At 50.5% G+C, this 18,873-nt stretch carries 13 protein-coding genes and 1 pseudogene; 7 read left to right on the top strand and 7 right to left on the bottom strand.

Annotated features, from left to right (window positions below; translation table 11 throughout):
- The first annotated feature begins 63 nt into the window (after nt 1-63).
- Complete coding sequence (locus tag ACFVVF_RS17140) at nt 64-3,984, top strand: S-layer homology domain-containing protein (protein WP_387812019.1); 3,921 nt, start codon at nt 64-66, stop codon at nt 3,982-3,984.
- 434 nt (nt 3,985-4,418) lie between these two features.
- Here the strand turns inward: ACFVVF_RS17140 and ACFVVF_RS17145 are convergent, their stop codons facing one another.
- Together ACFVVF_RS17145 and ACFVVF_RS17150 are read right to left on the bottom strand one after the other, a co-directional pair.
- Complete coding sequence (locus ACFVVF_RS17145) at nt 4,419-5,096, bottom strand: ABC transporter ATP-binding protein (RefSeq protein WP_387812022.1); 678 nt, start codon at nt 5,094-5,096, stop codon at nt 4,419-4,421.
- Entirely contained in the window at nt 5,093-6,211 is a 1,119-nt protein-coding gene (locus ACFVVF_RS17150) for an ABC transporter permease (protein ID WP_387812025.1), read from the bottom strand. The genes ACFVVF_RS17145 and ACFVVF_RS17150 overlap by 4 nt, the downstream gene beginning before the upstream one ends.
- Before the next feature lie 145 nt (nt 6,212-6,356).
- Here ACFVVF_RS17150 and ACFVVF_RS17155 point away from each other — a divergent pair, with 145 nt between their 5' ends.
- A complete protein-coding gene (locus ACFVVF_RS17155; protein ID WP_387812028.1) occupies nt 6,357-6,935 on the top strand; it encodes a sigma-70 family RNA polymerase sigma factor in 579 nt (192 codons plus the stop codon).
- On the top strand, nt 6,925-7,911 hold the full coding sequence (locus tag ACFVVF_RS17160; RefSeq protein WP_387812031.1) for a hypothetical protein: 987 nt from the start codon (nt 6,925-6,927) through the stop codon (nt 7,909-7,911). Before ACFVVF_RS17155 ends, ACFVVF_RS17160 begins: the two co-directional genes overlap by 11 nt.
- 80 nt (nt 7,912-7,991) lie before the next feature.
- Here the strand turns inward: ACFVVF_RS17160 and ACFVVF_RS17165 are convergent, their stop codons facing one another.
- From ACFVVF_RS17165 to ACFVVF_RS17185, 5 genes are all read right to left on the bottom strand, one after another.
- Nucleotides 7,992-9,866 (bottom strand): ABC transporter permease, encoded by a 1,875-nt coding sequence (locus ACFVVF_RS17165; protein WP_387812033.1) that lies wholly within the window; start codon nt 9,864-9,866, stop codon nt 7,992-7,994.
- Nucleotides 9,867-9,894: 28 nt separating this feature from the next.
- Nucleotides 9,895-10,680: an ABC transporter ATP-binding protein gene (locus tag ACFVVF_RS17170; RefSeq protein WP_387812036.1), complete on the bottom strand. Its 786-nt coding sequence runs from the start codon at nt 10,678-10,680 to the stop codon at nt 9,895-9,897.
- Nucleotides 10,681-10,796: 116 nt separating this feature from the next.
- Complete coding sequence (locus ACFVVF_RS17175; protein ID WP_387812039.1) at nt 10,797-11,819, bottom strand: sensor histidine kinase; 1,023 nt, start codon at nt 11,817-11,819, stop codon at nt 10,797-10,799.
- 13 nt (nt 11,820-11,832) lie between these two features.
- Nucleotides 11,833-12,516: a response regulator gene (locus ACFVVF_RS17180; RefSeq protein ID WP_483875031.1), complete on the bottom strand. Its 684-nt coding sequence runs from the start codon at nt 12,514-12,516 to the stop codon at nt 11,833-11,835.
- Between the two features lie 120 nt (nt 12,517-12,636).
- On the bottom strand, nt 12,637-14,718 hold the full coding sequence (locus ACFVVF_RS17185) for a serine hydrolase domain-containing protein (protein WP_387812041.1): 2,082 nt from the start codon (nt 14,716-14,718) through the stop codon (nt 12,637-12,639).
- 191 nt (nt 14,719-14,909) lie between these two features.
- On the opposite strand from ACFVVF_RS17185, the gene ACFVVF_RS17190 reads away from it, so the two are divergent.
- The 4 genes and pseudogenes from ACFVVF_RS17190 (at nt 14,910) to ACFVVF_RS17205 (ending at nt 18,438) form a co-directional block, all read left to right on the top strand.
- Nucleotides 14,910-15,500 carry a TetR family transcriptional regulator C-terminal domain-containing protein gene (locus ACFVVF_RS17190; protein WP_387812044.1) on the top strand — a complete coding sequence of 197 codons (591 nt, stop codon included), beginning with the start codon at nt 14,910-14,912 and terminating at the stop codon, nt 15,498-15,500.
- A 79-nt stretch (nt 15,501-15,579) separates the two neighbouring features.
- The gene (locus ACFVVF_RS17195) at nt 15,580-16,407 is read left to right on the top strand and encodes an SDR family NAD(P)-dependent oxidoreductase (protein ID WP_387812047.1); all 828 of its coding nucleotides are present in this window, start codon (nt 15,580-15,582) and stop codon (nt 16,405-16,407) included.
- 115 nt (nt 16,408-16,522) lie between these two features.
- Nucleotides 16,523-17,644: an aminopeptidase gene (locus ACFVVF_RS17200; RefSeq protein WP_387812050.1), complete on the top strand. Its 1,122-nt coding sequence runs from the start codon at nt 16,523-16,525 to the stop codon at nt 17,642-17,644.
- Nucleotides 17,644-18,438, top strand: a pseudogene (locus ACFVVF_RS17205) (class I SAM-dependent methyltransferase). Before ACFVVF_RS17200 ends, ACFVVF_RS17205 begins: the two are co-directional and overlap by 1 nt.
- Nucleotides 18,439-18,873 lie beyond the last annotated feature (435 nt).

Consider the following 18,873-nt stretch of genomic DNA (forward strand, 5'->3'; position numbering starts at 1 on the left):
AAGCAGGCGGAAATCGATACAGCAGACGAAATCCATGATCTTTTTTAGGAAAGGAATATTCTAATGAAAAAAAGAAGCATTTTCTCTACACTGGCAGCAATGGTCCTGCTTCTCCCGATTGTTGGAGCATTTGCCGGGGCAGTTCTTGTTGTTCCTGTTAGCGCCGCCAGTGCCACAAGCTTTGAAGGACAAATGCTGACAAACTACCAAATCCATGCCAATGCCGTCTATTCTAGTTGGGCTACACAGTATACGTTCAGCGATGGCGGTAGCGTGCAGCAAAGCGCTTCTCCGCCAGCAGAGGCCGATTGGGTGACACCTTCCAACTATTATGATGGCGCTTGGAACCACCTGAGTTGGAATAAAGTGTATACGTACAGTAATTTCGGTCTAGTTGCCCAAACGAATGATCCGCTCACCATTCCGCCAACCGCCGCGTGGGCAACCATTTCTTCTTTTCAAGTTGAAACGGTAACATCAGCTATCCCTATAAAAGATCCGGTCTTCCGTTATTCCATAAACGGCACCGATGTTCAGACTGTATCGAATGCTCTGGATATTCCGCCTAACGCATTGTGGGCAGCGCTTGCTTCCTTTAATGATGGCTGGCATCAAACGATAAACCATACGTTTTGGGACTATACGCTCGAACGAACGGTTCCATCGGTACAGTCGTTTATTGTTTCTTCCAATAGCGGCAATCCCGTCTATGCGAAGAGCGGAAACCGGGTGACGGTTGCGCTGCAAACCGATATTCCAATTGAAGCTCCTGTATTGAAAATTGCCGGTACAGCACTGACTGTAACGGGAAGCGGCACCAACTGGAGTGCGAGCCTGGATTTGTCTGGCGCTATTGCAGATGGAACGCTGTCTGTGTTTGCATCCATATATACGGAAGAAGGGGCTCCAGGACCAATTGTTACGGCTACTACGGATAGTTCAACCGTCGTATTGGACAATACCGCTCCTGTCTTGTCTTATTATTCGGCGCCCGTTGGCCCGACCCGTCAGGATGTAACCGTGCAGGTTGCTGCAAGCGATCCGGCCAGCGGTGTGGAGCTGACGAAATGGGCAGCAGGAACACAGACGGCAGCTTACTTTGCGACGCAAGGAGCCGCGTTCACAGACAGCTTTATTGCGAGCGCTAACGGGTCGTACACGGTATATGCCCGCGATCGGGCGGGCAATGAAGCTCTGCTTCCCGTAACCGTCTCCAGCATAGACCGGAACGCACCGGTTGTTTCACTTACGGCCAATACTACTGCACCTGCAAATGCCGATATTGAAATCACGGTTTCGGCAGTGGATGAGTCCCCCATCGCCAAGCAGCTATGGGCTGCAGGCTTGCAGGATGCAGCCTACTTCCAAGGGGGCAGCGGGAATACGTTCGCGGATCATTTTCCAGCTGCTGCAAACGGCCTATACTCCGTTTATGTGGAAGATGCAGCCGGCAATCATACGCTGAAGACGATAACGGTGTCGAATCTGTTCAGACAAGCACCTGAAATTACGCTCACCCCCGTTCCCCTTCGACCAACGAATGACACGGTCATAATCGAAGTTGAAGTGCAGATTGAGGGAGAGGACGAGGGCAATGAACTCGTTGAACTCCGCTGGTCCAAGGGGGAGCAGGATACGGCCTACTTCGCAGACGGCGGCGGTGAAGATATTGTTGCCTACTATGAATTTGAAGGCGATGAGAATGGCCGATATTCGGTTTATGCGCGGGATGCAGCCGGCAACGAGACCGTATCCTTCATTGACATCGCCAATATTGACCGTACCGCGCCGACACTGACGCTGACACCCGATGTAACGGCACCAACCAATGGAAATGTGACGATTACAGTGGATGCCGCGGATGCGGACAGCGGATTGGAGGATATTCGCTGGTCTGCAGTGGAACCGCTGCCGGACATGCCTTGGCCTTCCCGCGAAGTGCAGAACGGATCGTTTATAGCAGAGTCGAACGGGACGTACACGGTCATTGCTTTCGACAATGCCCGCAACGAAACCATCCGGCAGATCAGCGTGACAAACATTATGCGTGACAAGCCGACGCTGCTGTTAAGTCCTGAGACGACCGGGCCAGTCGGCAATAAAGCCGCCGTATCGGTGGAGGCATCTGCTGTGGGTGCCGGCAATAGAATTGCAGTGATTCGGTGGGCAGCGGGAGAGCTGCCAGTTGAATTTTTCTATGAAGGGTTAAGTGAAGATATTACGCAAGGCAAGCAATTTGATGCACCGGCTAACGGAACGTACACCGTCTACGCTCGTGATCTTGCTGGCAACGAATCGATCGAAACGATCGAGATTAACAATATCCGGAGTACGAACACAGCGCTCGCAGCGCTTGCCGTATCAAACGCAGGTCAAGAGCTGTCCATTTCACCGGCCTATAGTCCAGAGCAGCTGCATTATACGCTGCGCGTCGACAGCAAAGTGGAATCGATCACGCTAACAGCCGGGACGGTTGACGGGAGCGCAGCAGTTGCTGTAAACGGCCAGCCGCTTGCTGCAGGCGCTTCAGCTTCGGTGACGCTCAACAGCGGCGTTAATACCATTCATATCGTCGTAACTGCTGAGCTTGCTTCCGCGCAGCGGACATATACCATTGAAGTAACGCGTGAAAGACCAGCGTCCTCCGGATCTGAGACTGGGGCTGGAACTGGAAGCGGAACGGTACAAAATAATGCCTTTGTCGCAAAATTGAACGGCAAAGTGGTCGCAGGATTGAATGAAACTAGCAAAAGCAGCTCGGATGGCACCGTTTATTATAACTTGAAGCTGAACGATGCAGCGGCAATAGCAGCTCTTGCGGAAGCAAGCGGGAAAAATGTGCTGAGCATTGTGCGCAGCGGGGAGTCTGCTTCACAAATTTCCGGGGCTGAACTTACGTTGTCGTCAAAGACATTGACGCAGCTGAAGGAACGCGGTATTGGGGTTGTTTTCGATATCGGAGCAGCTGTATATGAAATGCCAGCCGGTATCTCCGTTCCTGGGGGCGGTGACTTGGTTGTGCAGTTGAAGGCACTTCGTCAGCCTGCAGATATAGAGCAGCTTCTTAGCGGGGCAATAGCTTCTGCTTCTCATCATTTAAAGCCGAAGTCCGTTGGCACATCAATCGCGTTTACATCAAACGCAGCGGAAGCCAAGGGGACTGATGCCGGCCATGTGCTGGTTCTTCCGTTGCCGAAAGGACTAGATGCTGCAGCGCTGCACAAGGTTGCCGTCTATTTGGAAAATGGCAGTGACTCGAAGTCGGTTTTGCCTGGCACGCTCCGTTATGATGCGCAAGGTAATGCAATAGGCATTGCAGTCGCTTCCGGCGCTCCAGGCCGTGCTGCAGTAATTCAGGCCGAGCCTGTGACGGTTGCGTATGAAAGTTATATTAAAGGCTACGCCAACGGCAGCTTTGCCCCTGCGCGGGCAGTCACGCGTGCAGAGCTCGCGGCGCTTCTTATGAAGCTGTCTCCGTCACAAGGCAACGGTTCTGCCAGCGGCAATGCTGTAGCATTCGGTGACGTGCCGCAAACGCACTGGGCGGCAGAAGCTATCGCTTATGCGGCAGCTGCCGGCTGGATGAAGGGCAGTCCGGACGGCTTGTTCCATCCGGGTGAATCGTTGACACGTGCGGAGCTAGCTGCTGTCCTCGTACGGTGGTGCGCAGTGCAAGCGACCGGACATGCCAGCTTCTCAGACGCAGCGTCCCATTGGGCTTCTGCTGAGATTGCCGCCGCTGAGCGGGAGGGCTGGGTAACCGGTTATGAAGACGGCAGTTTCCGTCCGGGCCGGAGCGTAACGCGCGCCGAAGTCGTCACGGTTCTGAACCGTGTATTAGGCCGTCCGCAACTTGCGGAGGGAGGGCCGGCTTGGTCCGATGTACCGACTTCTCACTGGGCAGCTGGTGCCATCCGCTCCGCTTCGCAATCCTTTGAGGCTTTATATTATCTGAGCGGCAAGGTTGAGCCGATCATCAAATAAGGGCGGCCGATTGGCCGCTATATTGGAAAAGGAGCCGGTCACCGGCTCCTTTTTCTTGCGGTTAGTGCCACATTCATTCACGTATCCGCTACCTCCGCTCATGCACCATCCAACCGCTAACGCAACTTTTTTCTTAGTTAACTAACTTAATTTCTTTAATTCTAGTTTGATTAGAGCGAATTGGGTGCGATTTGCCCCAATAAGTGAAGTTTTTTCGCAATACGGAAATGAATTTCCGCTGATGTGAAGAAACAGTCGTAAAGTTACTTTTTCAACGCATACAGCGAGGAAATAGAGAAATATTCGACGTAATAGCGAAATTTCTTGCCGTACATTCCTGAGGCCCCGAAAAGCAAAAAGCCCCTCACATAGGAGAGGGCTAATATCAGGGTTACATCAGTCTATCCATCAGAAGCGCCCGCCACTAACAGCAATCACGCTTCCACCAAAGCGCCATTCTTCAAATACAATACACGGTCGCACAGCGGCAGCACCCGCTCGTCGTGGGTGACCATGACAGCGGCCTTGCCTTCCGCTTTGACTTCCTCGGCAATCATCCGGACGACATCCTGTCCGCGTTCCGCATCGAGGCTAGCCGTAGGCTCATCGGCGAATAAGACGGAAGGGCTGTTCATCCACGCTCGAGCAATAGCTACACGTTGTTTTTCGCCGCCGGATAATTTGTCCGGGTAGTAGTTTTGTCGATGCTTGAGTCCCATGCGATCCAATAATGCAGATGCGCGCTTGGCCGCTTCGCCCGAGCTCATCCCCGCCAGCTGGGCAACGAACAGCAGCTGTTCTCCAACCTTCAGATAAGGGATCAGGTTCGCGCTTTGAAAAATAAACCCGATCCGCTTCAGACGCAGCTCCGCAAGCTCTTGGCTTCCCATCCCTGCTAAAGATAAGCCATCGATGGCCACCTCTCCGCTGGTGGGGGTCAGCAAAGCCCCGGCTATGGAGAGAAACGTGCTCTTGCCTGAGCCGGATGGGCCCATTACGGCTACCAGCTCACCTGCGTCTACCTGAAGGGACAGGTTATTCAGCACCGTTATTTCAGAATCCCCGTCGTGAAATGTACGTGTAACTTCATCTATTTTTAACATGGGCTTCATGCTGCAGTCCTCCCTATAGCGTCTAATGCATCAGTTCGCGAAACCTTGTACACGGATAGCAAGGATCCTAGAACAGCCGTCACGATAAACAAGGAGCAAGAGAGCAGTACGGTCGAAGAATCCAGCTGGAATGGCATGGATGCCGGCAGCACGCTGTATACGACACGGATAAGTCCAAGACTAACCGCTAAGCTGCCGATCGAGAGCAGCAATACTTGACCGACGACATTACGCGCCAGATAGCCTGTTTTTGCACCGATCGCCTTCAAAATACCGAATTGGCTCGTTTTCTGTATCGTAATGACGAAGAAGAAGACGGCAAGCACCATGGCGGATATGACATACAGAAAAGCAATCATCATCAGAAGCGAGCCTTGCTCTTCTTTATAGCCCGGTACGGCGGATACGGTATCCGACTTGGAAATGATATCGGTGTCCGCCAGTTCAGTACGCAACTGCGCCAGCTGCTCTCCGGTTGCTTTTAAGGCGATCGCATTATACGATTTGTCCGAGGCGTTCTGCCCCTTCACAGGGGTAAAGGACTGCAGTTGCAGCCAATCCTTCTCATTCATAAATACGCTTGGCGTATGGCTGTAAGATTCGTTGGCGACGAATCCGCTTACTGTCCAGCTCGCACCAGTCATTTGATCTACGAGAACGCTGCCGACTTTAATTCCAGCCTCTTTAAGCTTGCGGTCCACGAGCACTTGGTCTTGTGTATCATTCGTGATGGTCTGCCCTTCAACCGTTGGCGGGGCAAGCCAGCTTGCCATATCCATCGCGAACAATGTCACGTCGGATTTGAGGCTGAGGCCCTTTTCCGTTACCGTCGCCATACGGAGATTTAGCGTAGTCGCCTTATCATCGCCTACAACTGTACGCGCAGTCGTGAGAGCTTCTTCCGTTATCTGTGAGCGTCCAAAACGGTGATCCGAATCTTTTTGCAGAATAAAATGGCTTGCCGCCATGTTCTTAACAGATGAAGCATTTGCGTATGCCAGTCCTTTGGCCAAGCCGGTCACAAACAAGACCAAGAACGAAATCAGCAGCATGATCATGACGATCATTACATATCGGGTTTTGGCGAATCGAATTTCCCTCAGTGCCAGATACATCGTGAATCCCTCCCTTGTTTCTATATCTAATAGTAGGAATCAAAAATGAACGGTTGATGAATAACAAATTACAAATGCGCTGAATTGAACCTTTTTCAGCAAACGAGCCAATAGCTCATGTAACACCTGAATGGAGGCCGGTCCTATGAAGGATATGAATTGGAGTCCATGGCTTATCCGGATGAGCCAGGGCGACGAGGAGGCTTTTCGGACGGTTTACGAAGCGACGCGCAATCATGCCTATGGATTGATTTATTATCTCTCTCCACGCAAGCAAGATGTTGGAGACATCATGAGCGAAGTATACATCGAGTTGCTGAGAAGCGCGGACAAGTACCGGCCGGAGCACCCTTTTACAGCATGGTTTAATGGTTTGATCGTAAGACAAGTTAGAAATTGGAAAAGAAAAGGGTGGAGGCTGTTCCGAATTGAGGAGAAGCTGCGCGGGTCGAAAGCTGAATCGCTCGACTTGGAGTCGGAGGCCAGGCTGTCTGCAGTTGGCGACCGCATGGAGCTGCTGCCGCTTCTAAGAACGCTGCCTTACAAAGCGAAGGAAATCGTTGTTCTTCGGTATTATCAGGATTGTTCACTTGAAGAAATCGCGGGCATACTGAACATACCGCTAGGCACAGTAAAATCGAGACATCATCATGCTCTGAAGCAATTGCGCCGTCGATACGAGGAGAAGCACGGCAGGAAGGAGAGGAATGGCTATGTCTATTGAGCGGCAGTTGGCCGAAGCCTTCAAGCACAACGAATCTGCACTCGAATGTCCTCCTTCGCTGGACGCCCGTATCATGGCGGAATACGGACGGATGATGAGGGGAAAAAGGGGAGATTCGTTCATGAAGAGAAGATGGAACCTGTCAAAAGTGGCTATTATCGTTGTAGTGGTTGCAATCCTCAGCGGATTCGCTTACGCCGGCAACAAGTTTCTGTTCTCGGATTCGCAAGGCCGTTATTCGATTCACATGCAAACGAACGAGGCGTTCAGTCTCAATCAGGAAACGCTGCAGAAGGCAAGAGCTTCACTCAAGGAGGTACAGAGCCAGCTTGCGCCAGGGGAAACGGCAGTCGTCTATCTTCCGGAAGTTGCCGCACAGTTTAACGGCGAACTGCCGCCGCTCGGTGTGACAAATCCGGCCTATATGACGGACAGACAGCAGTGGAAGCAAGCATTGGAGGAGAGCGGAATAGGAGAACCGCTGCCCGATTCCTTGCTCGGAGGAACGTACCCATTCCAGGCGGGAACCTTGAACAGTCCCTTTCATTTCATGATGGGGCTAGATGCGATTGAGCTGCAGAACGAGATGAAAACGGAGAACAAGAAGGGGGAAGGCAACCGGCCTCTATGGCGCTTAACGGCTCCTCCTGTTGATATTCCGCAATCTTACTACACCTCCGTCTATCGTAATGCAAACGGCGAAGCGATCTATATCAGCTGGGGAGTTTTAAAGGGCTCCTCTATAAAGCTGGAAGGAATCAGTTCGCCTGATACGGAATATGTTCAGCTTGATTTGAACGGGCAGAAAGCGCATTATACGAAAAACGACCAGTCTTTGTACGGGGACAGCAACGTATTTCAAAGTATTATGTGGATTGAAGAAAGGGAAGATCAAACGATCGTCTATCATGTAGAGTCCGATTCCGCCAGCATGACGAAGGAACGGTTAATCGAGGCTGCCACAAGTCTGCAATAAATGTTGATTGTTCTAAAAAGGACCTCAAATTCCTCTGCAACGAGGGGCTTGAGGCCCTTTCGCATATAGTTGTCGTACTTCTATAAAGCAGCCGCCACAATCCGGCGGTAATACCCTACGGTAAGAGCGGCAAACAGGAAGTATACAAGCGTGTAGACGGCCATGGCGACAGCAGCCGGGAACGTAATGTCGGACAGCGTCAGCGCAGAGGCGGTCTTGATGGCAAAGATCGAATGAACAATGCCGATCGCCAGCGGAATCGCGAACACGAACAGCTGTTTACGGAGAATTCCGCCCATGATTTCACGCTCGCCAAATCCAAGCTGACGAAGAATCGTATAGCTTTTTCTCTCCTGCTCCGCTTCTGTCATCTGTTTGAAGTAGAGAATACTGCCGGTTGCGATTAAGAAAATAAGGCCAAGAAAGCCCGCTGTGAAAATAATCAGTCCGAACTTCTGGAGCGAATCTTTGGAATACGAATAGTAGTCAGGCATAGACGCCTCGGCTTTTACATGCTTGGCATACAAGGCCGAAGCCGCTTCGTAATCGCTCTTAGCCATAATATGATACGCATCAATATCGACAATCGTTTGCTCTCCTTGCAAGGATAACTGCTCGCGAATCGATTGCAGCGTCGCCGCTGACACGACCAGCTGACGCCCGCTCAAGCTGTAGTTCATTGCGTAACGATCCACGGTTTTCGCTACTTGAATGTCGAGCTGGAGCTTGCTGTCCTCCGACGAGACCATCAGAGGAAAAGCAGCCGTATCCGTCTCTTGCTCCAATGCATTCCGCTGTCCTTTGTACCATACCGCGGTGCCTGGCTGCGGCACGGCAATGTCGATACCGTCCTTCTGAAGCTTTTCGGCAGGAAGCAGCAGGACGCTTCGGCTTTTCCCATTTGCTTCATTGCCGAAAGTGCCTTTCAGACCGACCGCTTCAATGTTTACTTGGTTAAAGCCAATTCCCGCCTTTTCCAGTTCAGTACGGAAGGCGGCCGCCTCTTGCCTGTTATCCTCGAGGGTGAAGTCGTACGGCAGCATAGCCCGGGCTTCCGTCTCCGAGGAATAGTACAGTGAATAAGCAATGGCAACCATCGTCAGCGTCATGGCAGACAGGATGGTAATAAGAGTGAGCGAATTCGCATTCGCCTTCAGCCGGTGCATAATCGGAGCCAGCGACAAGCTGTTGGTCAATCCCAGTTGACCATTCTTGCCCCGTCTGTACCGGTAGAACAGCCAGCCGATCGTAACGCGGAACAGCAAATAGGTTCCAAGAATGGTGCTGACGAGTATGATCAAAATTTGCATAGGCAGCTGAGCCCCGGACAGCTTGCCGGCGACCGTGTAGCCAGTCGCGATTAACGCGATGCCGATAAGCCCGATTACAGCAGACAGAACCTGATTAGGCTGTTTGGGGTGATCGCTTTGCCGTTCAGCCTTGAACAGATCAAGCAGCGTTGTCCGGTATACCTTGAACAGCATTTGAATAATGGTAAGCCCGATTAATGCAGCGAATACATAAGCGGTTTGAACGGCCGCCTCGGACGAGAAATTAAGTGTAATTACGCCTTGGATGCCGATCAGCTTCATCAGAATAAGCAGGAATAGCCGCGACATCAGCGCACCGGCGCCAATCCCTATTAATAGTGCGCCTAATCCGAGCAGCATATTCTCGATAATGAGCAGCAGCGATACTTTATTTTGCGTTAGGCCTATCAGCTGATAAAGACCGATTTCTTTGCTGCGGCGCTTTAGGAAAATGCTGTTCGCATACAGCATGAAGATAGCAGCGATACCCAGCAGCAGAAATCCGGAAGCCTTGAACAGTGAGGCAAATTGGACATCGCCGAAGGTTGCCGTCAAGATGGCTGCATCATTCTGCAAGGCGGCGAACACGAAGTACAGGGTTGCGCTCATCATCAGAGCGAAGAAGTACAGATAGTATTGCTTCATGTTTTTGCGCATGCTCCGGATGGCTAACTCAAACAACGTCAACGCTGTCACCCCCGAGCACAGCCTGTACATTCATGATGTCCTTGAAGAAAGCCTGGCGCGTTTTGCTGCCGCGGTACAGCTCGGAATACAGCATGCCATCCTTCAGAAATACGACGCGGCTGCAATAGCTGGAGGCGACCGGATCATGCGTCACCATCATGATTGTAACGCGCTGCCGCTGATTCATTTCTTCCATCATGCCAAGCAGCGAGGAGGCTGCTTTCGAGTCCAGAGCGCCTGTCGGCTCGTCCGCAAAAATGATAGCAGGCTTATGGATCAATGCCCGCGCTGCGGATGTCCGCTGCCGCTGGCCGCCGGAAATTTCATGCGGATACTTATGAGCAATTTCCAAGATGCCAAGCTGTGAGGCGATCTGCTGAAAATCGGTTTCCACGGTTGCCCGGCCCGACTTGCCGAGCGAGACAGGAAGCATGACGTTCTCTTTGACCGTCAATGTGTCCAGCAGATTGTAATCCTGAAAGATGAAGCCAAGCCGGTTCCGCCGGAAGACCGCAAGCTGGGCGTTCTTCATGGCCGAGATATCCGAATTCTCGACGATGATTTTTCCTTCTGTCGCTTTATCGATCGTTGCCAGCACGTTGATCAAGGTCGACTTTCCTGATCCGGAGGGACCCATGATGCCGACAAATTCGCCTTCCATCACGCGCAGATCGATACCCTTCAGCACCTGCTGGACATTGCCTCTATAGCCGTATGATTTACGGACTTGCTGTGCATGCAGCACCGTTATTTGCATATCGTTTGTATTCATCTATTTAGCCTCCCGCTCTAATCTATCCTCAGTTTAAAGAATTCGATCATGCCCGTCGCTCGCAATAGATGACAAGCGGGAGATCTAAGGTGACATTATTGTCATAGACGCAATGATTAGACCTGAACTTCCTCGAACCTGTTTGGCACGGTGAACATCATATCCATCTCCGTTCCTTCATGCAGCTTGGACCTCACGGCCAGATGTATGCCGATTTTTCGGCCTATCGTCTGGGCTAGATAAAGCCCGAGTCCAGTCGCTGCATTTTGCAGCCTGCCGTTGTCGCCGGTAAAGCCTTTATCGAAAATACGCGGCAGGTCATGGTCGGCAATGCCCGGCCCTTCGTCTTTCATCGTAATCCGGACGTAACCGTCAGGCGAGACGGACGTCGTCAATAGAATGACCGCGCCCTCTGGGCTGTACTTGATCGCATTGGTCAGCAATTGCCGGATGACGAAACGGCACCACTTGCGGTCTGTTGACACATAAGTCTCGTCTCCGTCAAACTCGACGGCTATATTTTTCTCCATGCACCAGGAGGCCATCTCGCGCACCTCCAGCGAGACAAGCTGCTGAATGCCCGCTTTCTCCAGCACAAAATCCGCCTCCAGCGACGGCAATCGCGAAATGTACAGCTGCTGGTCGATCAGCAGATGAATCCGCAGCCATTCCGATTCGATTTTGCGAATAACCGGGTTGCTTCTATTGGCGTCAATCGTTAATTTCATCGCAGTAAGCGGTGCCTTTACCTCATGCACCCAGGCGGCTACGTTCTCTTGCTCCACCGTTTGCGCAGCACGGCTCTCCGACAGCTTTTGCCGGTGCAGCTCCCCTGCAGCCAGCAGCAGCTGATGAGCAGCCGCTTCATGATGGAAGCGGGCGGGTGGCAGCGCATCTATCCAATCCTCTGCAATGTCCTCGGCCAGATTGGCAAGTGAACGTGAATAGTTCGATTCGATACGATAACGCCAGCCAAGGAAGACGATCATGGACAGCAATAGCAGCGCGTTCAAATAAAGCACCGATTCTGCCCGGACGGCGATGCCGTTGTCGAGCCAGATCAGCAGGTTGACGAATAACAAGGAAAGCAGAAAGTATAGAATCCAGCTGATTCGGTCGGCTAGATAACGGAGCAGCAAGTTATTTTCCCCCTTATAGCGTAGCAGCCATGTAGCCAAGCCCTTTTTTCGTGACGATCGCTTCCTCCAAATGGATGGCCGTCAGCTTCTGGCGCAGCCGGGTAATGTTCGCTGTCAGCGTATTGTCATTGACGAAGCGCTCATCATCCCACAGCTTGCTAATTAAATCATGGCGTGAGATGACGGTATCCTTCGCTTTAACGAGCACAACGAGTATGTAAAATTCATTTTTCGTCAGCATGACCTCTTGTCCGTCCTTGCGGATCAGACCGCGGTTCATATCGAGGATGGCGCCATTCCATTCGACGAGCTCAGCCGCTTCGTCTCCGTATGCATAAGCTCTGCGCAGGATCGCTTGAATCCGGGCCATCAGCACGTCCATATGGAACGGCTTCTGAATGTAGTCATCCGCTCCCATGTTCATCGCCATCACCATATCCATCGGATGATCGCGTGAGGACAGGAACAGAATCGGCACCTTTGAGACGGCGCGAATTTCGCGGCACCAGTGAAAGCCGTCGTACATCGGAAGCTGGATATCGATAATGACTAATTGGGGTTGTGCGGCTATGAATGCAGTCATCACATCATCAAACCGGTCCGGTCCGGAGACATGAAAGGACCACTGTTCCAATCGCTCCTTCAAGGAGCGGAATATGGCGGCATCGTCCTCGATAATAAAAATGTTCATATCCATTAGCGTCAAGCTCCTCCTCTCGGCTGCCATTTCATCTACTTTCATTATAAGATTGAAGGTATTATTTTCAAAATAAAAGAAGGAAGCCGCAACCGCAGCTTCCCCCTCTTCTCATTCATCCTATTCAGCGGGCAGCAGCATAGTGAATAAGAAAGCGGCCAGCTCCTGCTTGTTCAAATCCCGTTGCGAGCCAAAATCGACCTTGCCGTTCGATTGGGTTACTTCCGGTCCATGAAGCTTCCAGCTTACAGCCGAGCTAACAGCCTCCACTGCCCAATCCGAAGTTCCAGGCACCAATATAGCAGTGGTAACCGGCAACCGGATCTCATTGCCCGCCAGCAAACGGAAGGCAACAAGAGCTGCCTCTTCACGGCGGATCGGCCGCTCCGGCTCGAACAAGCCGTCTCCCATACCCATTAGCAAGCCAGACTCGTGAGCCGCTTGAATGTCTCCGCGGTACTCCGAATTGTCAATGTCAGTGAACGAGGACGGGTTCGCAGACGGCTGGATTCCCCATAATGCGTTGAAAGCGTGGACGAAGGCTCCGCGCGTGATGGATTTCTGCGGCTCAAACGGTTTGGCCGGATCATCCTTCAAGATGGCGAGCGATTTCAGCGCGGAAATGTAAGAGGCATAAGGATGGTCAGCTGCGATATCCGGGTAGCTGCCTTGAACCTCTTGCAATTTGACCGCGTAGCTGAATAGGTTCAAGTACTTAAGGTCAGTGATGCGGCCGTTGGTATCCTTCTTGAAGGCCAGCGGCTTGCCAGCCTCGTCCACGAACAACAGCTCGCCGACCTGCTTCAGCTGATTGCGGCTGCTCACATCGCTGACCGTCAGAGTGCCGTCGCCTGTTGCTTCAACCTTCGTCAGAAACTTCACCCGTAAATCGGAGTACAGCCCTTCAAACTTAGCGAGCTCTGCCTTGGACTGCGGCTTAAAGCCTGCTTGCTCATAAGGCTTCTTGCCATTGTCATAGTAATGATCCATGAATGCGGTGAACAGATCATTCCGAAGATCTGAATTGGCGTTATAGGTGAGGAAGACGCCGGTTTTGCGGTCCGGAAGCATCCATAAGAGTGAACTGAAGCCGATAATATCGCCGCCCTTGGAGATGACTTGTTCACTGTGCGTTTGGGACGGTTCAATTGGCGATTCAAAGCCATAGGTCATGTCCGGAAATTCAGGATGGATAGATACATGATAGGTAGACATAGCTTTCACGGATTCCGGCGACAGGATCACCTTGCCGTCAGCGGATCGCCCGCCGTTCAAGAAAGCTTTCATAAACAGCGCCATATCGGAGGCTGTGGAAATCATGCTCCCCTCCGGCCATTCGCGTGGCGACAGGTCATAGGACGGTATAGCATTATTCCCTGGATCATAGGAGGTTGCCATCCGTTCAGCCAGATCTGTCTTCAGCGTGAAGCTGCTGGAGGTCATGCCAAGCGGCTTCGTAATATGCTCCTCGATATAGCTGCCGAAGGACTCTCCGCTTACTTGCTGAATAATGTAGCCGAGCAGCCTCGTTGCAAAGTTATCGTACATATAGGACGAGCCAGGCTCACGAATGACCGACGGGAATGCATCGAAAATGCTGTCCTTCAACGAGACAGGATTAACGGAAGGATCAAACACATAGCTGGCATCGGAAGGCTGTGTCGATTCAAAGCCTGTTGTATGGGTGAGCAGCTGCTCGACGGTGACGGGCTTCCCGAACGGGTTCTTTATTTTATAGCCGTCTAAATACTTCTCCACGTTGTCCTGAAGTGAAATTTTCCCTTGTTCAACGAGCTGCATAGCGGCCGCTACCGTGAATACTTTGGAGACAGAGGCCACCCGGAAGATCGTCTGGCTGTCGTCTACCGGAGCTTTGGACGTCTGATCGGCAACGCCATAGCCTTTGGAGACAAGCACTTTGCCGTCACGAACGACGGATATCGCTACTGCTCCTGCTTTTTGTTTGACCGCATCCTGTGTGAAAAAAGAATCAAGGAAAGCTTCAAGCTCTTTGGCATCTTGCGGTCCATTCGTTAGAGCAGCTTTAACGGCGGCGACTGTGCCGGCTGCAGGCTGATTCCCGGAAGCGTGAGCATAGGAGGAAGGCAGAATTTGCGCATAGGCTTCCCCTGTAATACTAAGCGCCAGTACGGCAGCTAAAATGCGATATCTGCGGCGAATTCCTTTTTTGTTTTCGTTCATTATAAATCCTCTCCTTTATGTCGTTTGTATAGGTTAATTGTAGGCGACAGCCGCGAGAGGGTCGTTTGATTGTGATGACAATCCGGCGATGCAAGGTTACATTCTTGTCACATTGTGTGAGCAATTATGATTGTATATGGAATTCTAATCCATTATGATAGAAATAGAACGATCGTTCAAAAGGATGACAAATGATGAAACGACATTATGATAGTGACCAGACGAGGAAAATAATCGCGGAGAAAGCAGCGCAACTTTTTTCGCAAAAAGGTTTTGCAGGCACGTCAATTTCCGATATATCGAAGGAATCGGGCTTTAGCAAAGGCCATGTGTATTACCATTTCGAGAACAAAGAAAAGCTGTTCATGACGATTGCTCAAGATGCTATGCGGATATGGGGCGACAAATGGGATGCAATCTCGCCGAACTATGAGACTGCGACAGCCAAATTGTATGCAGTAGCGGGCTTTGTGCTGGACAACTACAAAACGCCGCTGCTCAAGGTTTTGCAGGAATTAATGACGAATCCGGCAGCCGATCCGCAAACGCTTAAGCAGCTGTACGATCTTGTGGAGACGCCGATGCGAGCTTACGAGGCTGTGTTCCAATACGGAATAGACAGCGGCGAGTTTGTCATTGAAGATTTGCAGACGACCACGTTCCTGTTCGGGAATTGGCTAGGCGCGTTATGCCAGCATATCTTCACGATGGAGTATGACACCTTGCACCGTATGTTCCAGCAGAGCGTAACCATCTTTCTGGGGGGAATTCTTAAGAAATAAGAGTTCTCTGCCTGCCAAAATTAGAACGATCGTACTAATTGTTCTAATCATATCTATCAAAAATAAGGATGTGAGCAAGTTGAATGATGAGTATCAAGTAGCGATAGTAACAGGCGGCGCATCGGGTATTGGCCAAGCGATTGCCAGTCAGTTGGCGGGCCGGCAAGTTTTTGTGGTGATTGCAGACATCGATGAGCGGGGCGGCAAGCAAACGGTTGATGCTATTGAGAAGGCAGGCGGGAGAGCAGTGTTTATCAGACTGGATGTAACGGATGCCGATGAGGTAGAAGCGGCAGTTAACAGCGTGTATGAGGAACACGGAAGATTGGATTATATGTTTAATAATGCAGGGATCGCCATGTATGGCGAACTGTACGATATGTCGCGGGAGCATTGGGAGCGAATCGTCAACCTTAATCTATGGGGCGTTATTCATGGCATTCAAGCAGCATATCCCATTATGAAAAAGCAAGGCTTCGGCCATATAGCCAATACAGCATCGGTAGCAGGTCTTGGTCCGTCACCAACGGCTGCTGCTTACGCTACAACCAAGCATGCCATTGTAGGATTGACTACCTCTCTCCACTATGAGGCTGAAACGTTCGGAGTCAAGGTGAGCGCCTTATGTCCAACCTTTGTGAATACGCCAATCTTCTCCAACGGCGAGGGAATCAATATGGACAAAGCGAAAATTGGCGAGCAAATGAAGGCGCGAAAAATGATGAGCCCTGAGCAGTTTGCCCGTATTGCGTTAAAGGGGCTGGAGCGCAATCAACTAATGGTATGCCCGCTGCCGCTCCGGCGGACGATGGATATTTTCTTTATTTTATTCCCGGGCATACACCGGAAATTTATCCGCTTTTTCCGTAATGAGGCTCGTAAGGCTAATCTGAGTACGATCCAGTAATTTTATTCGGAGCTGTTTATTGAGCAGCTCTTTTTATTTTTTTTAACCGTCATGTGGCCTTTTGACCGTCTGCGGTGTCTAATCCTATAAATTAGACACCCTGGGGGGAATTCCGATGAAAGATTCACGAATAGAGCAGCTTGCGACAAACATTGTTGCCTACTCTGTAAGTTTACAAAAGGGAGAAAAGCTGTTAATTGAAGTAGAGGGCCACGACAACGTATTGGCCCAAGCCATTGTACGAGAGGCTTATCGTGCAGAAGCCTGTCCATTTGTTGTATTTACGGATAAAAGCATTCTTCGCACACAATTGATGCATAGCTCATTGGATCAATTAGAGCGATTAGCGGCTTATGATTTTGTCCGGATGGATGATATGGATGCCTATGTGCTGATCAGAGCGAATGAGAATGACAGTGAACTAGCGGACGCTCCTTCGGAGAAGCTGGATCAATATTGGAAGGTGTACTATCAACATGTTCACGAGCCTAGATGGGCGAAAACAAAATGGTGCATTTTAAGCTATCCGAGCGCCGCAGCGGCGCAGCTGGCCAAGATGTCGACTGAAGCGTTTGAAGAGCTGTATTTTAACGTGTGCAATTTGGATTACTCATACTTATCGGAGCAAATGGACGCTCTGGTCCGTCTTCTAAGCCGTACAGATAAAGTGAGAATTACAGGGAATGGTACGGATCTGGCGATGTCGATTAAAGGGATGCCTGTCAGAAAGGATGCCGGATTGCAAAATCTCCCCGACGGCGAGGTGTACAGCGTGCCGATCAAGCACTCTATAAATGGGTGTATCTCATTTAACACGCCTGTTCAATTTAGAGGAACGGTATTTGACGATATCAGATTAACCTTTGAGCATGGGAAAATTATCGATGCAAAAGCCAATGACACGGCAAAGCTGCTGGAGATACTGGAGACGGATGAGGGAGCTCGGTATATCGGTGAATTCGGGATCGGGCTTAACCCGTATATCGAGAAGCCTGTGGGCGATATTTTGTTTGATGAAAAAATTTGGGGCTCCATACATTTAGCTATTGGAAGCGGTGCTGTTCAGGTCGAGCATTCAAATCTGTCCTCCATCCATTGGGATATCGTCTGTAATCAGCGCGAGGAATACGGCGGCGGACAGCTATGGTTCGATGACGTTTTAATCCGTGATAATGGCTATTTTGTCATAGAAGAGCTTGAGGGATTAAACCCTGAGCGGATTCGGGGGTTAAAATAATGGAATCCCTTCACCCAAATAAAAAAGCATGGAACAGCAGCACTTATCAATCCTGGGTGAACCGGTTCGGAATGCCGCAGGAGGCCGTTACGAAAATAAAGCAAGACCCTGTAAAGAGAGTCGGCACCGCATTCAAATTCATGGGTCAGAATGTAGAGGGGAAGAGAGTCATCAATTTGCTTGGCTCCAATGGAAATAAGGCAGTAGCGTTGGCGCTTCTGGGGGCAAAAGTGACCGTAGTTGATTTTTCCCCGGAAAACGAGCGATATGCGACCGAGTTGGCCAATCAGGCTGGGGTTGAATTGAAATACATCGTTGCCGATGTGCTGCAGTTACCCTTAGACGAATTAGCGAATCAATATGACTTTGTATTTATGGAGTATGGCATCCTTCATTATTTTACAGATTTGCGGCCGCTATTTCAGGTGATCCATCGTCTTCTTGATCATGGAGGCAGGATGATTTTGCAAGATTTTCACCCTGTATCGACGAAACTGATCACCTCGAAGGGAACAACTGCCAACATCAGGAAGCATAAGGTGACAGGCAACTACTTCGATACTTCACTCATAGAAAAGGACGTTTCCCATTCTAAGTACTTAGATTCCGATCAGATGGATGAAGCCGTCCACAAGGTTTATTTGCGGAATTGGACGCTCGGTGAGATCATCACGGCTATTGCAAGCGAAGGCTTGACGATTTAAGTGCTGGAGGAGCTGCCGAATCTTTCTTCTGAGGTGTTCGATAAGGGGATACCGAAAACATTCACATTGGTGGCAAGGCAACGGGGTTAAACAACAGGGCTAGGCAACAAAATGTAAAAGTACATTTGGATGAGCTTCAAATCGCCTAAAATAACCATCAAACTGCAAAAGTGCATTTGAAAACCTTCAAATTGACGCTTTGGGAGCCTTTTTCGCCAATCAGCCTGCACTTTTGCATTTTGAGGGGGTAAATGAACGAAAAAACGGCTAACAACCTGTATGTTTACATTTTGATTAGCTGCGGCTGTCGTATGTGCGAAGCTGTATATAGTCTCTCCGCCCCTTCAGGGCGGTTTTTTTGTTTGACATCCACCCTGCGGGGAGAACGAAAAAGAACCCGGGCGAGTCTCGCCGGGTTCCATATGAAATAAATGATTGCGCACATACGCATCATTATGTTAAAGTTAGTACATCTCTCGATTTTTAAGAAAATCGTCATGGTTATTGCATCTTATTTATATATCA

Source organism: Paenibacillus sp. NPDC058174, from assembly GCF_042883865.1.
In the GTDB taxonomy this organism is placed as follows: domain Bacteria; phylum Bacillota; class Bacilli; order Paenibacillales; family Paenibacillaceae; genus Pristimantibacillus.